Genomic DNA, 15906 nt, shown 5'->3' with positions numbered 1-15906 from the left:
CTTCACCGGGTTTCACTTCAATTTGATAACGTGCAACATTCGTTGTGAGGACACCGAGAAAGACTACATAAACGGTCACCGCCGCCGTTATTCCCACCGGTTCAAGGGTGCAGAAGAACTTGGCTCACTTGGGTTGGCATTGCCGCGGCGTGGTCTTTTGGCGACAACTAAGGAGTAGTTTCGTGCAGCCACATACTATCATCAAGACTAAGAGCAGAGCCGCTGTGATGCGCCGCCCGGACGGGCAGAGCGCTGCGCTGCGCTGGCTGCTTCTGACCGTGTTCAGCACCATGATGGTGCTGGCGCAGGTGGCGATGGCACAGGCCCGGCCCGAAAGTCTGGCACCTTTGGCCGATCAGGTCAGCCCGGCTGTGGTCAATATCACCACGACCACCGTGGTCGAAGGGCGGACCGGCCCGCAGGGCATCGTGCCCGAAGGGTCCCCGTTCGAAGATTTTTTCCGCGAATTTCAGGATCGTAACGGCCAGCAGGGCAACCGTCCCCGCCGGTCCTCGGCACTCGGGTCCGGGTTCGTGATTTCCGAAGATGGCTATATCGTCACCAACAACCACGTGATCGAAGAAGCCGATGAAATCGAGATTGAGTTCTTCCCCGGCGAAGGCCAGCCAGCGGAATTGCTGCCGGCCAAAGTTGTCGGCACCGACCCCAACACCGATATCGCCCTGCTGAAGGTCGAAGCGCCAATGCCGCTGAGCTTTGTGAAGTTTGGTGACAGCGATCTGGCCCGCGTTGGCGATTGGGTTGTCGCGATGGGCAATCCGCTGGGGCAGGGGTTTTCGGTCTCCGCAGGGATCGTATCCGCCCGCAATCGCGAGCTGTCGGGATCTTATGATGACTACATCCAGACCGATGCGGCGATCAATCGCGGCAACTCTGGCGGTCCGCTGTTCAACATGGATGGCGAAGTGATCGGTGTGAACACGGCAATCCTGTCCCCGAACGGTGGCTCCATCGGGATCGGTTTTTCGATGGCCTCCAATGTGGTGACCAAAGTGGTCGACCAACTGCGTGAGTTCGGTGAAACACGCCGCGGCTGGCTGGGCGTTCGCATTCAGAATGTGACCGATGATGTGGCCGAAGCCATGGGTCTGGAAACCGCTGCCGGGGCTCTGGTCACCGACGTGCCGGATGGTCCGGCCAAAGATGCAGGTCTCTTGGCGGGCGATGTGATCTTGTCTTTTGATGGTGCTGAGGTCGAAGACACCCGTGGGCTGGTTCGTCAGGTTGGCAACACCGAGGTCGGCAAAGCGGTGCGTGTTGTCGTCTACCGCGAAGGCAAGACAGAAACGCTGCGGGTGACCCTGGGACGCCGCGAAGATGCGCAGCGCGAAGCGGGTGACACAGGCGGTGAAGAGGCCACGCCAGAGGTTCAGGAACAGGAGCTGCTGGGTCTGACTGTCAGCCGGTTGAGCGATGAGCAGCGCGAAGAGCTGAACGTGCCAAACGGCACCGATGGCCTAGTGATCACCAACGTCGACGAAGCCAGCGAAGCCTTTGAAAAAGGTCTGCGTGCAGGGGACATCATCACCGAGGCAGGCCAGCAGAAGCTGACATCGATCCGCGAGCTGGAAACCCGCATCGATGAGGCCCGCGAGGCCGGGCGCAAATCGCTTTTGCTGCTGGTGCGTCGTGCGGGTGAGCCACGGTTCGTGGCGTTGAACCTGGCGGAGTGATCTGCGGTGTGTACCTGAACGCTTGTCCCGCTTTTGCCTCATGACATAGGCCAATGCGGGTCGCGCAGATCAGTTTGAACAAGATCAGAGGTCGTGCCTTGGCACGGCCTCTTTGCGTTTGTGCGAGTCTATGCCGTGTGTATCCGCGGCAAATGATCGATCTGCGCAGCTGTACCAGGCAGGCTGTGTGGGGGATGATGCGGGCAAAGAAAAAAGCCATGTGCAACCACTGTGGATCTGAGTTGGGGATCCGGGTTGGCACATGGCTCAAGAAGGGACAGGCAAGTCTAGGGATGGAACGATCAACGCTTGCCTGGGGGCGACAGTGGCGCAGAACGCAGCGTTGCTCTGTGACCGAGTTCACAAAGCTCGCAAAAAACCGCAGGCGCACCACGGGTTAGCTGAGCAGGTTAGCGAAGCGAGTTGGTTGAGCAGGTCAGCTGATATCCGGGTCCGCCAGCAGCAGCAGCGCCTGACGGTCGCGAATGGTCAGACTGCCGCGCCCGATGTCCAGCACATCGCTGCGCTTCCACTGGGACAGCGTCTTTGACACCGCTTCGCGGGTGGCCCCCACAAATTCGGCCAATTCGCTTTGCGACAGGTTGAGATGGCCATTCCCGCTATCAGGGGCCAGATGCAGCAGTTTGCGCGCCAATCGCACCGGCATCGGCAGGAACACCTGCTCGGACAGCTGGGTGTTCATCCAGCGCATCCGCTGCCCGGCCAGACGCAGCAGATCGCCCGCCAGATCGGGGTGGTCCTGCAGCTGATCGAGCACATCGCGATTGCGCAGCCGTCGCAGGCGGCTGGGCTCCAGAGCCATTGCCGTTGCCGTGCGTGGTCCGGGATCAAACAGCGCGATTTCGCCAAACACAGCGCCTGCGCGCATGATGTCGAGCGACAGTTTCCGACCGGTGGATGAGAGGGTGGAGAATTCAATCGCCCCGCCCAGAATGGCATAAAGCGCATCTCCATCATCGCCCTGTGCAAACAGAACCTCACCGTTTTGTAGCAGGATCTCGCTGGCTTTCTGATCGAGGATCTGCAGCAGCCGGTCTGACGCGGCCGACAGGAAACCACGGTTGGGCAACATCCATTTGCGGCGCAGCGCAGCACCGGCCGCCGTGGCCGTGGTCGTGGCCGTGTTTATGGCCGTGGCGTCCACCGGGCTTGCCAGGTTCGATCCAGGTGCAGAGGGTCGTTTAGTAGTCAATCGCGATTAGTCCCAATTTGCGTGCGCTGACCAGCGACAGCTCATCATTGAAGAAACCATCCTGCTGCTGGTAGCGGCGAATGGCGGTCCGGGTGGGCGGGTCCATCACGCCGGAAATTGGTCCGTCATACAGGCCGCGCACGGCCAGGGCCCGTTGCACTGATCCGATGAAGTCCGGGGTCAGCAGCGCCGGGCAGGGGATTTCAAACCAGCTGTCGCGGCGCTGTTCCACGATGCTTTGGCGGCTTTCCCGGCGGAACCGGGCCGGGCGTTCGACGGTGCCATCCGGGGCCAGTCGGGCCGGGTGGGTCATCACCTGAACGGTGACGGTTTCGATCACCGCGGGGCTGGTGTAGGTCGACCAGCAGCTGCCCGGTGGCGCACCGGCTGGCCCATTTGTGCCGGCTCTGCTTGTGCCGGATCCGATTGGGGCAGAGCCGATTTCGGCGGCAGGGTTTGTTTCCGCGGTGCGGCTGACTTCGGTTGCATCCCGGCCCAGCGTTCCGGTCGTGCCACTGCACGCAGACAGCACAGCCATCCCGGCCAGGAGCCGGAAGGATCGCAGGAGGTGCTGTGAAAAAGCCATCGTCTTGTCGTTTTGCCCTGTGTGGCCGCGGTCTGGCCTTATGCGTTTTGGCCCTGTGGTCTTGGCCTGTGGTTTCGGCCCGTGGTTTTGGCCTATGCGTTTTAGCCTTGCGCGTTCTGGCCTGATACGTCCTGTGTGTCTGGCTCGCCCGGTGTCGCAGGGGTGGCGCAATGTGACCGGAGGTGTGCTGCTCTCCTTTGTCCGGTCTGCACATCTCCCTTTGTGGTGGGTGTTGCTGGCGCAAACTTAGCCTATATCAACCCTTGGGCAAAGACCTGTTGCCTGCCGCGTCAGGCGCCATGTTTTGATCGCCGTTGGACCCAGTGTTCCAACCAATATTCCAACCCGTATTTGAGCCGCTATTTGAACCTGTATTTGAGTATGTCGCCGATCACCCCATATCAGGGCTTGCTGTGGCGGCGTTTTGACGACAGGGTCGCCCGTAGGATGCAAATCTGGCGTTGTCATGGGTGTGGGTGGCAACGCAAAGACACAACACTCCACGCGTATCGAGAAAGGAAACAGCGGACGATGCCAAAAATCACTTATGTCGAATATGGCGGCACTGAACATGTGGTGGATGTAGCGACCGGGCTGACTGTCATGGAAGGCGCACGGGACAACAATATTCCCGGAATCGAAGCCGATTGCGGCGGGGCCTGCGCGTGTTCCACCTGCCATGTCTATGTGGACAAGGACTGGGTCGAGAAAATCCCGGCCAAGGATGACATGGAAGAAGATATGCTGGATTTCGCCTATGAGCCCGATCCCGCCCGGTCGCGTTTGACCTGCCAGATCAAGGTGACCGACGCGCTGGAGGGGCTGGTGGTGCATATGCCCGAGAAACAGATCTGATTATGGCTGGGCGCGCCATGATCTGGGGTATTGCAGGGCGGATGGGCGGCGTCGCCGCTATTCGGCCTGCTCGGACGCGGCGCGCCCACAGTCTGCTGCCTGCGTATTGCGGGCGCTTTGCTTGCGCAGTGGCGCTCAGCCTTGCCGGTCTTGGCCTATCGGCGCAGTCCAGCGGGGCTGCAACAAATACGTCTCCCGTGCTGGTCGCCGCGCAGTATGACGACCCGACAGATCACTACCCGCATGGTGTGCTAGGTGATGACATCGAATACGCCGCTTTGGTCGCGCAGGATGATCGCGGCCAAACCTATCGCGTGCAATTGCCCGAGGCTGGTCCGGTTTTTGAGGATCTGGCGCCGCGGCTGTGGGATGTGACCGGCGATGGCGCGCCAGAGGTCGTCGCCATTGAGAGTGATCCGCGCCTTGGCGCACGGTTGGTGATCTTCGCCCTGGAGGGGGAAACTCTGCAGGAAATCGCCGCCACGCCGCCGATTGGCACCCGGTTTCGCTGGCTGGCGCCGATCGCAGCGGCAGATCTGGACGGGGATGGACATATCGAAATCGCCTATGTGGATCGTCCACATCTGGCGCGCCAGTTGCGGGTGTGGCGTTACCGGGCGGGCGCGTTGCGGCAGGTGGCCTCTGCCTCTGGTCTGACAAACCACCGGATTGGTGAGGATTTTATCACCTCGGGCCTGCGCAGTTGCGCGGGTGCTGAGGAGCTTGTGCTCCAGAACGCGGGATGGACGCGTGTGATTGGCGTGCGTCTGCAAAACGGTGCCCTGCAGCGGCGTGACTTGGGTCCTTTTGATCCTGATGAGGGGCTCGCGGCAACATTGGCCTGCCGCCCCTCCGAGTGAGTGCTGGTTGGCTAAGTTGCCGCTGCTGTTCGCCTGCTATGGTGCAGCCAGAGCGGACACGCCTGCAGCCTGACTGCCGTTTTGGGCGAATAAACCTGAGTGTGTTTTAGCATTTGTTCACCGCTTTGCGCGTAAGATGCGGCTGGGAACATGATCCCGATTGCCATTGCCCCCTGCGATGGCGGGACCGTTTGCAAGCAGGAGACAGGCGCGTGACCTTTACACCCTATGTGCTGGGAAGCGGCATTGCCGGATGGAACTTTCTGGATCGGACCCGGGATCAACAACAGCGGATTTATGAACAGTCGCCGATCTTGGATCGTTCGCTGCAGGAATTCAGCGCGAAGATCGAAAACATCCAGACTGCGGATCAGTTGCTGAACGACTACAATGTGTTGCAGGTGGCGCTCGGCGCGTTTGGTCTGGAAGAAGACATCAACAACCGTGCCTTCATCAAACAGGTGCTGGAATCGGATCTGTCCGAGCCGACGTCACTGGCCAACCGTTTGAACGACAGCCGCTATTTGGGTCTGGCGCAGACCTTTGGTTTTGGTGGTGATGGCCCGCAGTTGCCCAGCAATGCGGCCGAAGCGGCCTATGTCAATGTCGCCAGCCCCGAAGATCTGCTGTCCAACCAGACCCTGCTCAATGAGGCGCTGGATGATTTTGGGATGCAGAAATACGCAGGCAACGAGTTCTTTTTGATGCGCGTGCTGGAATCCGATCTGTCGGATCCCGATTCCTTCGCAAACCGGTTGAGCGATCCAAAACTGGCGGAGTTTGCGGCTGCGTTTAAGTTCAACCAACCGGCTGAATACGACAGCGAGATCGAGACGCTTGTGGGCGAATTTGTCGCCATGAACGATGGCAGCGGGCCAGCCAATGCGGATGAACTGCTGGCCAATGACGATCTGCTGCAAGCGGTTATCGATACCTATGATCTGGAATACATCAACCCGATTTTCCTGAAACGGATGCTGGAATCAGACCCCTATGATCCGGAGTCGCCGGTCAATCAGCAGGAGGATACCCGTTATCTGGCAATGTCACGGGCCTTCGGCTTTGGCGCGCCGGATATCAACAGTTTCACCAGCCCAGATGAGCTGTTTGCCCGGCCCGAACTGCTAGAGGAATCACTGGATCAGTTTTTCCTGACAAATCCGGGAGAGGATGTTTTGCGGCAGGTTCTGGAATCCGACCTGTCTGATCCGGCGTCTTTCGTCAACCAGCCGGGAAATTTGATTTATCGCGATTTTGCCGAAGCCTATCAGACCGAATGGCCTGCAAGTCCGAGCAGGATGCAGACGTTTGCAGATGAGGTGGATGGCAAGCTGGGCAACTATGTTGCGCCGCAGAGCTTTGTGTTTGATTTTGACGCTTTTGAGGCCGGGCTGGAGATCTTCAACATCGGCAATCGCTCGCTGGATTTCGGTGTCATGATCAAAGCGTTCGAATCGGATCTCTCGTCTGACGTGTCCTATGCGAATTTGCACCGGGACCCCGGTGTGAAATCGATGGCCAACGCCTTCAACTTCAACCCAGGCGACACCGGGCGGACCTATCCCCCCGGTTTTGCAGAGGAAGTTTCGCAGCTCTACACCGACCGGAATTTTGAAATCGCCATTGGTGAAAGCGATCCAAATATGCGGCTGGCCTTGGCGCTGGAGCGAGAGTTGCAGGCGATTGTGGACATCGGGGGCAGTGAGGATGCGCATTGGTACGGCATCATCGGGTCGCCGCCGCTGAAAACGGTGTTCGAATCCGCGCTCAACCTGCCGTCCAGCTTTGGACAATTGGATGTGGACCGGCAGGTGCAAGAGATGAAAGACCGCATGGACATCAGGTTTGGGACCACCCATCCGAAGGATCTGATCGAAGATCCAAGCAAGATGGAAGATTTCCGCAACCGCTTCCTACTGCTCAGTGAACTGAACTCACCACAGGCGTCGGCCGGGTTCTCTGATCCGATCTTTGCGCTGTTCTAGGGGTCTGGGCGGATCGATTGGGCTGCTGTTGCGATGGTTCCGATTGAGGGTGCAGCGGTTCAGCCTGCCATGCTTCGGGTTTTTAAGATCCAGATAGGACCAGCACACCCAAGACGGAGAGAGGTGGGATCAGGACCTACGGGAGCGTGACCCGCAGGGTTGCAACGCGCATGATCAAGACAGGTAGTAGTCCTTTGGCTCCAGCGGCGCAGGGGCCTCTTGCTGCAGCCGCGGGGCGAGCGCGCGTTCGATCGTGCGGCAAATGGCGTTCAGCGGCAGCCCGTTGACGGTGGTGCCAAAAGGATTTGACAACTCCTCCGTGACCTCGGCCAGGCCAAAGAACACATAGGCCACGATCCCCACGAACACAGGTGTCAGCCAGCCGGCACCGTCGATCAGGGCGAAGGGCAGCAGCAGGCAATAGAGGTAGGTGGTGCGAAACACCAACAAGGAATAGACATAGGGCAGGGGCGTGGTGGCGATCCGTTCGCAGCCAGCCTGTGCGCTGGCGATTGAGGCTAGCCGTTCGGCCAGCGTCTTGCGGCCAAAACCATCATCGGCATGGGCCGCAACCTCCTGCGCTACGGCGTCCAATGCGGCGCAGGGCGGATGGGGCGTGGCGGTGAAATCACGACCGGCCCAGGCCAGGGCCGCTGTCCCATCGGTTTCGCGCCGAAGGTTCATCCGGTGCAGATGCAAGAAACCAAGCGCATAGCCAAGGATGCGGGCGCGCGCGGCCTCATCCTGGACAAAGATCTCGCTTTCCCGGCCCAGGGCGCGCATATCCGCGACCAACTGCCCCCAGAGCTTGCGCCCCTCCCACCAACGGTCATAGGCCGCGTTGTTGCGAAAGCCGAGAAACAGCGACAGGGCGATGCCGAAGACCGCAAAGGGCGCGGCATTTGTGTGGGGGAGGGTGAACAGCGCGCTGTCGATCCACATGATCACTGCAGACAGCGCCGAAAGGCCCAACAGACGGGGTAGGATGCGCGGCAGCACCGATCCGCGCAGGGTGAACATCAGCTGCATCAGGCCGGGTGGGTCTCTCAGAATCATGGGACGGGCTCCGTCAGGGGCCCGGATTGGTGAGACACCGGGCACATAAATGGGCGGGCTGAGGGTCGGCACGACCGGTCTGGCAGTTGCCGCCACCATAGGTGCAGCCCGCAGCCACCGGCAGGTCAAAAACGGCGTTTGACTTGCGATGATGGTCATGTTGAACGCCGGGTCCCATTCCGATGCACGGCATCTGACGGGAATAGCCTCTGGTGTGCAGCGTGTTTGGATCGCATTGGCTGGTGATGCGGGCCACGGGTTTGCCGGTGGCGCGCTGCTTCGCCGGTGGTTCATGAGTTTGCGGCTGACGGAGGGACTGGGGCCTCGGTTAGCCGCAAACTGAATTACCTGAACTATCTGCCAACCGAATGGCAGGCGCGAGACCGGTTAGTCGAGCGCGCGCCAGCCGATATCGCGGCGGTAAAACCCATCTTCCCAGTCGATGCTGTCTGCCATCGCATAGGCGCGGTCGCGGGCGGTTTGCAGGCTTTCGCCCCGTGCAGTCACGTTCAACACACGGCCCCCGGCGGCACAGATCTGGCCGTTCTCCAGCTTGGTGCCTGCGTGAAAGACCATATGCATGCTGTCTTCGGCGAGGGCGGAAAGCCCCTTTATCTCGGACCCTTTTTGATAGGCTCCGGGATATCCGTTGGCGGCCAGAACCACGGTCATGGCGTGGTCATCGGCCCAGTTGACACGGGCCTGTGCAAGCGAGCCCTCTGCGGCTGCCTGCATCAGATCCAGCGCCTGGGCGCCGAGGCGCATCATCAAGACCTGGCATTCGGGATCACCGAAGCGGACATTGTATTCCACCAAACGGGGTTGGCCATCCTTGATCATCAATCCTGCGTAAAGCACGCCCTGATAGGGCATCCCACGCTCTGCCATCAGCCGCATTGTTGGCTTGACGATCTCTTCCATGGCTTTGGCTTCGATGTCGGCGGTCAACACAGGAGCAGGGGAATAGGCGCCCATGCCGCCGGTGTTGGGCCCGGTGTCGCCTTCGCCGACGCGTTTGTGGTCCTGCGCGGATCCGATCGCCAGGACGTCCTCGCCATCGACCAGCACAAACAGCGAGGCCTCTTCACCGTCCATGAATTCTTCGATCACCACTTCGGCGCCGGCCCCGCCGAACGCTCCGCCGAACATGTCATCAATCGCAGCAACCGCTTCGTCTTCGCTCATGGCGATGATCACGCCTTTGCCAGCGGCCAGACCATCGGCCTTGACCACGATGGGTGCACCATGTTCGCGCACATGTGCCTTGGCGGCGCTGGCGTCGGTGAAATGGCCATAGGCCGCGGTTGGGGCCTGGGCTGCAGCACAGATTTCTTTGGTGAAGCGTTTCGACGCCTCCAGTTTGGCGGCCGCTTCGGAGGGGCCAAAGACCAACAGGCCTGCTTCGCGCAGACGGTCTGCAACCCCTGCAGCCAGCGGTGCTTCGGGGCCGATGATGATGAAATCAATGGCGTTTTCTTCGGCGAACTGCACGACGGCGCTGCCATTTTCAATGTCGAACGCGGCGCATTCCGCAATTTGCGCAATCCCGGCATTGCCCGGCGCAACAATCAGCCTGTCGCATTTCGGATTTTGCTTCACCGCCCAGGCCAGAGCATGTTCGCGACCACCGCTGCCAAGGATGAGGATGTTCATATGCGTCGTCTCCGATTTTGGTCAGGGCGGCCATCGGTGTGGGTGCCCTTGGGCTGGGTTTGGTGGCAAGGGATCCGGGATTGGGCGTCCGGGGCTTGTGTTGCCTGCGCCGGGTTCTATGCTGCGCGGACTTTCAAAACAAGAACCCAGTACGCAGTCTGCGACCGCAGCCGTACCGCAGGAGAGCCGCCCCGCGATGTCAGACCTGTTTGACGACCCGACCCCAGCCAATCAGCCCGGTCAAAACGCCCCTGAATTCACCGTTTCGGAAATTTCAGGCGAGGTGAAACGCACGCTGGAGGGCACATTCGGTCGCATCCGTGTGCGCGGCGAAGTGGGCCGTGTGTTCAAGGCACGCTCTGGGCATCTGTACTATGACATCAAGGATGATCGCTCGGTGCTGGCTTGCACCACCTGGAAGGGCCAGATTTCCAGCCTCTCCGTGGTGCCCGAAGAGGGGCTGGATGTGATCGTGACGGGCCGCCTGACCGCGTTTGGCGGACAGTCGAAATACAACATGAATGTTGATGAGGTCGCAGTGGCGGGGCAGGGCGCACTGATGGCCCTGCTGGAGAAGCGCAAAAAGCAGCTGGAGGCAGAAGGTCTGTTTGCGGCGGAACGCAAACGCCCGCTGCCGTATTTGCCGGGCATCATTGGTGTGATCACATCGCCCTCGGGGGCGGTGATCCGCGATATTCTGCATCGGTTGCGGGATCGCTTCCCGCGCAAGGTTCTGGTGTGGCCGGTGGCGGTGCAAGGGGCGAATTGTGCCGCAGAGGTCACCCGCGCCATCGAAGGTTTCAACCAGCTGACACCAGGGGGTGCCCTGCCGAGGCCAGACCTGATCATCGTGGCGCGCGGCGGTGGCTCGATCGAGGATCTATGGGGGTTCAACGAAGAAAACGTGGCGCGCGCCGCCGCCGCCAGTGCCATCCCGCTGATTTCTGCGGTGGGCCATGAAACGGACACGACGCTGATTGATTTTGTGTCGGACCGGCGGGCGCCAACGCCGACGGCTGCAGCTGAACTGGCGGTGCCGGTGCGGCTGGATCTGCTCGGCTGGGCGGAGCAGCAGGGCGCGCGGTTGACCCGTGGGGCAGCGCAGGCGGTGCAGTTGCGGCGGCAGCGTCTGAACGATCTGGCCCGGGCGCTGCCCAAACCCGACACGCTGCTGGAAACCCCGCGTCAGCGATTGGACCGGGTGTCAGACCGGTTGCCAACGGCGCTGATCCAGGGGGTTCAACGCCATCGTTTGCGGCTCAGCGAAACCTCGGCCTCGCTGCGGCCTGCGACATTGCGGGGCTTGGTGCGCACCCGCGAGGACCAGCTGAAACACCTGTCGTCGCGGCTGAATCTGCGTCCGATCGAACAGGAGCTGACGCGCCAGAGCGCGCATCTGGCCCAATTGGTTCAGCGTCTGGTGACAGCGCAGGGACAACGCACCCAACAGGCGCGCCGGGCACTGGATGCCAGCGGTCGCCAGTTGGAGATTCTCAGCTACAAGGCCACTTTGGATCGGGGGTATGCGGTGGTGCGGCGCGGCTCTGATGTGCTCACCCGCGCGGCGCAGGTTGGTGCAGGGGATCAGTTGACCGTTGAGTTTGCGGATGCCGCGATTGCGGTTTCGGCCCAAGCGGACGGTCCATCCGTTGGTCAATCCGTTGGCCAGGCTGCCGGTCCGTCTAGTGGCACGCCTTCTGATCTCAGCTCGCAGGCCCAATCGGCGGAGCCAGGCACACCATCTCCCGCGGCGGCCCCGAAGGCGAAGACGTCCAAACCAGCACAGCGCAAAGCATCCCGCGCCAAACCATCTAATGATGGCGGTCAGGGCTCGCTGTTTTAGGGCGGTGTTTGTGACTGGCAGCAGACCCCGCCACCATCGCTGGATGACTTAGGCTAGGTTTGCGACGTTATTTGCAAGACTGCGCGGAGGCTGGCGGAGACCCGCCTCGCGCGCCATATCTGCGGTTCGGATCTGTCTTTCAAACCCCGACCTCGGGCCCAGATCTCAGGCCCCGACCTCGGGGCCCAGACACAGCATCTCTTCGCCATAGTCCTCGGCCTCATACAGCTCTGTGGCCGCTGCCCTGCTTTGATACTGGGCGATCAGGCCCCGGTCGGTCAGCGAAAACCGCCAGCATTGCACCGGTTCGATATTGTCATAGACAAAGCAGATTTCCTCACCTTTGGGAAACCACTCACCCTCTTGGCAACGCCCATCGAGAAACGACCACAGGACCTGTCGGTTTGGCAGATAGCGTTCCACGCCATAGGCGCGCCCGTCGGAGCCGTAGAACAGGGTCTTGCCGCGCGTGTAGCTGTCAAATTCCTCCGCGCTCAGCGCCGCGCCCGGATCCGAGGCCACGCCTGACGCTGCGTCCGAAGCCGCAAGTGGCGCCGCAGAGACCAGCGCAATCAGACCGGGAATCATCCATAAAAACTGCATGTGCCCACCATGCCAGATCCAAGCCGCGGGGACCAAGCATCAACTGGCACAGCGGCGGCACTGCGCCATGGGCCGGGAGCGGCGGGCGACGACCCAGTGGGTGTCACCGTTGTTGTTCTGCACTTGCTCCTTTGCACTTACCCGCAAACCACAGTAGGTGTCCGCAGGAGAGACACAAACAAGACCACTGCGGAGGCTGAGATGGCGTTTTTCTCTAAACTGAAGGACCGTCTGTTCAAATCATCGGCCAAATTGGAACAGGGGCTGGACGCCATCGTGGATGAAGGGGCCACGCCTGCGCCGCCTTCGGACACGTCTGACACATCACAGACACCCTCAGCGCCAGCACCAGCAGAGGCACCGGACAGCGCAGTGACGTCACCCGCGCCAGAGACCAGCGCCAATGACGCCAGCGACACACATGGAAAGGCCGCATCGGCCCAGCCGGCGGCGGCACCGCCAGCGCCCGCACCTGCCGACCCCACGCCTGCGGCGCAGCCTCCTGTCGCGTCTGAGCCGCAGGCCCCTGCCGCCAAATCGGGTGGGCTGCTTGGCCGCTTGATGGGCCGCGGCCAGGCTGACGATCCCCGGCGCGTGTTGGACGACGACATGCTGGAGCAGTTGGAGGATCTGCTGGTCGGTGCCGATATGGGTGTGGACACGGCGCTGCGCGTCACTGCCAACCTGGCGGAGGGCCGCTATGGCAAACGGGTGTCCAGCCGCGAAATCAAAGAACTCCTGGCCGCAGAGGTCGCCCGCATCATGGAGCCTGTGGCGCGCCCGATGCCGATCTATGAGAACCGCCCCCAGGTGGTGCTGGTGGTTGGTGTGAACGGCTCTGGCAAGACCACCACAATCGGCAAACTGGCCAGCCAGTTCAAAGCCGCAGGCAAAAGCGTGGTGATCGCCGCAGGCGATACCTTCCGCGCTGCAGCGGTTGAGCAACTGCAAGTCTGGGGGGATCGCGCCGGGGTTCCGGTTCTGACAGCACCCGAAGGCTCTGATCCTGCTTCGCTGGCCTATGATGCGATGACAAAAGCGCAGGAAGATGGCGCAGATCTGTTGATGATCGACACCGCGGGACGGCTGCAAAACCGCGCCGATCTGATGGAAGAGCTGGCCAAGATCGTGCGCGTGATCCGCAAAAAAGACGACAGCGCGCCGCATAACACGCTCTTGGTGCTGGATGCCACCACCGGCCAGAATGCGGTGAACCAGGTGGAGACCTTCCAGAAACTGGCCGATGTCTCGGGTCTGGTGATGACCAAATTGGACGGCACGGCCAAAGGTGGCGTTTTGGTGGCGCTGGCTGATAAATTCGGCCTGCCGATCCATGCCATCGGTGTGGGCGAGCAGATCGACGATCTCGCCGCGTTTGATCCCGAAGATTTTGCAGCGGCGCTGACGGGGTTGGATAAACCCTGACGCAGACGGTCATTTTCCTCTTGCCTGAAATATCCTCCGGGGGTCCGGGGGTGGAAAACCCCCGGCGACTGACGCGCAGCAGGGTCTGGTCACATATGGTCAAGAAAGGATCCTGCGGGTGAGCGCATGGTTGATTTCTCTGGAAGGCACCGAGGCAGGCCACCACATGGCGCTGGCTCTGGCGATCATGGCCGCGTTCCTCCATGCGCTGTTTGGTGCCTTGCAGAAGGGGCGATATGACCCCTGGCTGTCGCGCGGTGCGATTGATTTTTCCTATGCGATGATGGCGATGCCGCTGGCGCTGTTTGTGGTGCCCTGGCCAGAGCCGCATATGTGGGCGATCTTCGCAGGGGTCTGGTTGATCCATATCCTCTACAAGATCCTGCAGGGGTTGGCTTATACCCGTGGCAGCTACACGGTGGTCTACCCGGTTGTGCGGGGCACCGGGCCTTTGTTCACCGTGTTGGGCGCAACCATCCTGTTTGATGAGCGGTTCACCGGTTGGCAGTGGTTGGGTGTTGCGGTGTTGCTTGCGGGTATTTTTGGCCTCGCGGTTTATAATTTGCGCACGCTCACAGACAGTCGCGCCACCCTCGGCAGCGCTCTGGCGCTGGCGGTGGCGACCGGGATGTTTGTGGCGCTCTACACCACATATGATGCGTATGGGATCCGGGCGACGGCGGATCCTTTCACCTTTCTGGCGTGGTTTTTCTTCATCGATGGGTTGGCGATGCCGCCTTATGCCTATTTGCGGTGGCGGGCGATGACGCCGCGGCCTGCGCCGGGTCCGCTGCTGGCCAAGGGGCTGTTGGGCGGGGTGATCGCCTTTGGCTCATTTGGTGCGGTGATGCTGGCAACGCGCCTCGACAAAGTGGGAGAGGCTGCGGTGCTGCGGGAAACCTCGACTGTATTTGCAGCTCTGATCGGCTGGCTGGTGTTGAAAGAAACCGTGGGGCCGCGGCGCATTGCGTTGATGGCGTTGATCGCACTGGGCGCCGCGATCGTGGAGCTGGGGGGCTGAGCTGGTGTTGCCTGGGTCTTTTGTCAGGTCCTGCTGCATGCGCCTGCTGCTCAGGCGCACGGCTGAACCAAGAAAGACTGCGGTTTTGGCTTCACAAAGGGTGTGACAATGCCGATATGTAAAGGCCAAGCGCGCGGGTGACAAAGCTGCGGGCGCATGGCTTGGCTGAAGGTGTTTGTGCCGCAGAGGTCAGGATGGTGGCCAAGACACGGCACAGACACGGCACAGACTACGGCAGGAGACACAATGGCAGGCAAGGCAATCAATTCGAAGCTGAAGATGGCGCTGGAATACGGCCCGCTGCTGTTGTTCTTTGCAGGCTACCTGCTGCTGAAAGACGAGATCTTCCTGATCGGTGGACGTGAATATGACGGCTTCATCGTGGTGACAGCGGGCTTTATCCCGATCATGGTGGCAACGTCGTTGGCGTTGTGGCGCCTGACGGGCCATATCTCACGGATGCAGGTGGGGACCCTGGTGATTGTCGTGATCTTTGGCGGGCTCTCCGTCTGGTTCAACGATGAGCGGTTTTTCAAAATCAAACCAACCATCCTGTATGTCCTGCTGGGCGGCGCGCTGGCGATCGGCTTGATGCGGGGGCAAAGCTATCTCAAGGTGGTGATGGAAGAGCTGATGCCGCTGCAGGACGACGGCTGGATGATCCTGACCAGGCGCCTGTGTTATTTCTTTTTCCTCCTCGCGCTCACAAATGAGCTGATCTGGCGCACGCAAAGCACCGAGACCTGGGTTTATTTCAAGACCTTTGGACTGTCATTGGCGATGTTTGGGTTCTTCATGACCCAGGGCAGCGTGTTTCAGACCTATGGGCTGTCCGATAGCGAAGAAGACCAAAGCTGATCGAGCGGCACGTCTGTGGCGTTTGCAGGGGAGGGTGGTTTCCATACTGCCCAAGGCACTGACGGGGACGTGATCGACAACCCGGGCAGGCGGCGGTTGTGCGGCGCCACAGGGCCTGTCGAGAACATTCTGAATTGTCCGGTGTAGGTAACATGCCAATTGTCCGCTTCAGTTAGTACCGCAGCAGCCCAAATCGGAACGAGCCGTAGGCGACTGGAGATTTGGGCTGCTGCGTTCGCACGCGTCGAAGCGGG

Annotated in this window: 13 protein-coding genes; 8 read left to right on the top strand and 5 right to left on the bottom strand. The window is 60.9% G+C overall.

What is annotated here, in order from left to right:
• Window positions 1-290 precede the first annotated feature (290 nt).
• Window positions 291-1694 (top strand): Do family serine endopeptidase, encoded by a 1404-nt coding sequence (locus Q0C28_RS14120; RefSeq protein WP_293576831.1) that lies wholly within the window; start codon window positions 291-293, stop codon window positions 1692-1694.
• Between the two features lie 436 nt (window positions 1695-2130).
• Here Q0C28_RS14120 and Q0C28_RS14115 read toward each other — a convergent pair whose 3' ends face one another.
• Both Q0C28_RS14115 and Q0C28_RS14110 read right to left on the bottom strand, forming a co-directional pair.
• A complete protein-coding gene (locus Q0C28_RS14115) occupies window positions 2131-2787 on the bottom strand; it encodes a Crp/Fnr family transcriptional regulator (RefSeq protein ID WP_293576829.1) in 657 nt (218 codons plus the stop codon).
• A 109-nt stretch (window positions 2788-2896) separates the two neighbouring features.
• Complete coding sequence (locus Q0C28_RS14110; RefSeq protein WP_293576776.1) at window positions 2897-3493, bottom strand: peptidoglycan-binding domain-containing protein; 597 nt, start codon at window positions 3491-3493, stop codon at window positions 2897-2899.
• 531 nt (window positions 3494-4024) lie between these two features.
• Between Q0C28_RS14110 and Q0C28_RS14105 the strand changes: the two genes are divergently transcribed.
• The 3 genes from Q0C28_RS14105 to Q0C28_RS14095 all read left to right on the top strand — a co-directional run bounded on the left by Q0C28_RS14105 (window position 4025) and on the right by Q0C28_RS14095 (window position 7193).
• On the top strand, window positions 4025-4348 hold the full coding sequence (locus Q0C28_RS14105; RefSeq protein WP_293576775.1) for a 2Fe-2S iron-sulfur cluster-binding protein: 324 nt from the start codon (window positions 4025-4027) through the stop codon (window positions 4346-4348).
• A 2-nt stretch (window positions 4349-4350) separates the two neighbouring features.
• A complete protein-coding gene (locus Q0C28_RS14100) occupies window positions 4351-5208 on the top strand; it encodes a VCBS repeat-containing protein (RefSeq protein WP_293576774.1) in 858 nt (285 codons plus the stop codon).
• 212 nt (window positions 5209-5420) lie between these two features.
• On the top strand, window positions 5421-7193 hold the full coding sequence (locus Q0C28_RS14095) for a DUF1217 domain-containing protein (protein WP_293576773.1): 1773 nt from the start codon (window positions 5421-5423) through the stop codon (window positions 7191-7193).
• Between the two features lie 174 nt (window positions 7194-7367).
• On the opposite strand, the gene Q0C28_RS14090 is transcribed toward Q0C28_RS14095, so the two are convergent.
• Together Q0C28_RS14090 and purD are read right to left on the bottom strand one after the other, a co-directional pair.
• Window positions 7368-8249, bottom strand: a complete 882-nt coding sequence (locus tag Q0C28_RS14090) for a bestrophin family protein (RefSeq protein WP_293576771.1) — start codon at window positions 8247-8249, stop codon at window positions 7368-7370.
• A 387-nt stretch (window positions 8250-8636) separates the two neighbouring features.
• Complete coding sequence (purD, locus tag Q0C28_RS14085) at window positions 8637-9902, bottom strand: phosphoribosylamine--glycine ligase (RefSeq protein ID WP_293576770.1); 1266 nt, start codon at window positions 9900-9902, stop codon at window positions 8637-8639.
• Between the two features lie 196 nt (window positions 9903-10098).
• Here purD and xseA point away from each other — a divergent pair, with 196 nt between their 5' ends.
• Window positions 10099-11745: an exodeoxyribonuclease VII large subunit gene (gene xseA, locus Q0C28_RS14080; RefSeq protein ID WP_293576769.1), complete on the top strand. Its 1647-nt coding sequence runs from the start codon at window positions 10099-10101 to the stop codon at window positions 11743-11745.
• A gap of 165 nt (window positions 11746-11910) precedes the next feature.
• On the opposite strand, the gene Q0C28_RS14075 is transcribed toward xseA, so the two are convergent.
• Entirely contained in the window at window positions 11911-12348 is a 438-nt protein-coding gene (locus Q0C28_RS14075) for a hypothetical protein (protein WP_293576768.1), read from the bottom strand.
• A gap of 201 nt (window positions 12349-12549) precedes the next feature.
• Between Q0C28_RS14075 and ftsY the strand changes: the two genes are divergently transcribed.
• From ftsY to Q0C28_RS14060, 3 genes are all read left to right on the top strand, one after another.
• Window positions 12550-13773: a signal recognition particle-docking protein FtsY gene (gene ftsY / locus Q0C28_RS14070; RefSeq protein ID WP_293576767.1), complete on the top strand. Its 1224-nt coding sequence runs from the start codon at window positions 12550-12552 to the stop codon at window positions 13771-13773.
• A gap of 118 nt (window positions 13774-13891) precedes the next feature.
• Window positions 13892-14794 (top strand): DMT family transporter, encoded by a 903-nt coding sequence (locus Q0C28_RS14065; RefSeq protein ID WP_293576766.1) that lies wholly within the window; start codon window positions 13892-13894, stop codon window positions 14792-14794.
• Between the two features lie 246 nt (window positions 14795-15040).
• Complete coding sequence (locus Q0C28_RS14060) at window positions 15041-15652, top strand: inner membrane-spanning protein YciB (RefSeq protein WP_293576765.1); 612 nt, start codon at window positions 15041-15043, stop codon at window positions 15650-15652.
• The last annotated feature ends 254 nt before the right edge of the window (window positions 15653-15906 follow it).

The sequence above is a fragment of the Phaeobacter sp. genome, assembly GCF_022825805.1.
Classification (GTDB): domain Bacteria; phylum Pseudomonadota; class Alphaproteobacteria; order Rhodobacterales; family Rhodobacteraceae; genus Phaeobacter.
The sequence above is the reverse complement of the archived record's forward strand: the minus strand, read 5'-3'. Positions and strand labels throughout refer to the sequence as shown.